Source organism: Streptococcus mitis (genome assembly GCF_047464035.1).
Classification (GTDB): Bacteria; Bacillota; Bacilli; order Lactobacillales; family Streptococcaceae; genus Streptococcus; species Streptococcus mitis_DX.
This window is the reverse complement of the sequence record NZ_JASHCQ010000051.1, coordinates 1-1,142: the sequence shown is the minus strand read 5'-3', so window position 1 is coordinate 1,142 and position 1,142 is coordinate 1. Positions and strand designations below refer to the sequence as shown.

The 1,142-nt window shown below is 37.3% G+C and carries 1 protein-coding gene; it reads left to right on the top strand.

Going from position 1 to position 1,142, the window contains the following annotated elements; translation table 11 throughout:
* Positions 1 to 1,142, top strand: a 1,142-nt coding sequence (locus QM818_RS08975; RefSeq protein WP_414300178.1) for a Rib/alpha-like domain-containing protein, incomplete at both ends; no start/stop codon positions are given.

Genomic DNA, 1,142 nt, shown 5'->3' with positions numbered 1-1,142 from the left:
AATGTAACACCAATTACACCAATTGAAACACCAATAACAAAAGAAAAACTGACTCCAGAGGATGTCCTAAAACAAATTAAGATACCAGAAGGAGCAACAGTTAAAGTAGGAGATCTCCCAGATTTAACAACACCAGGTAAGAAAGATCCAGTGAAAGTAACAATTACATTACCAAATGGAAAAATTGTTACGGTAGAAGTACCGGTGAATGTAACACCTATTGAGGATATTGTTAAAAAACAAGGGGATCCAATTACTGCTGAGGATGTTGAAAAACACATTCCAAAAGGAGTAAAAGTTATCTCGATTGGAGATAAACCAACAACTGATATACCAGGTGAAAGACCAAGTATTCCAGTTGTGATTGAATTACCAAATGGAATTCGAGTAACTATGGATATACCAGTAATCGTAACACCGAAAGTAACACCGGTAGTAGTTCCTGTAGGAACACCAGTTACACCAGAAGATGTTAAGAAACATATCGAATTACCAAAAGGATGGACTGTAACAAAAGTCGGAGAAATTCCAACAACTACAACTCCAGGAACAAAACCAGTTGTTCCAGTGGAAATTGAATTACCAGATGGACGTAAGATTACAGTTGATGTACCAGTCATCGTAACGCCAACTGTTAGACAAATAGTTGTACCACAAGGAACACCGATTACACCAGATGATGTAAAAGGTCATATTGACTTACCAAAAGAACCAGGATGGGAAATTGTAGAAGTAGGAGAAATTCCAACAACAATTCCAGCTGGAGTAAAACCAAGCGTTAAAGTGAAAATCAAAGTTCCAACTGGTGAGATTATTGAAGTAGATGTGCCTGTAATCGTAACACCGAAAGTAACACCTATTGTAGTGGAAGTTGGAACTCCTATTACAGAAGATGATGTTAAGAAGAAAGTCGATTTACCAGAAGGATGGGAAATTGTTGAAGTAGGAAAAATCCCAACAACTGAAACACCTGGAGCAAAACCAGTGGTTAAAGTGAAAGTAAAATTACCGGATGGTCGTATTATTACAGTAGAAGTACCAGTAACGGTAACACCTAAATCACAAAATGGTGGAGGAGTCATTTCTCAAAATGGCGATTCAACTGTTCAGATTGTAACGGAATATCTTGATGAAAATGGTAA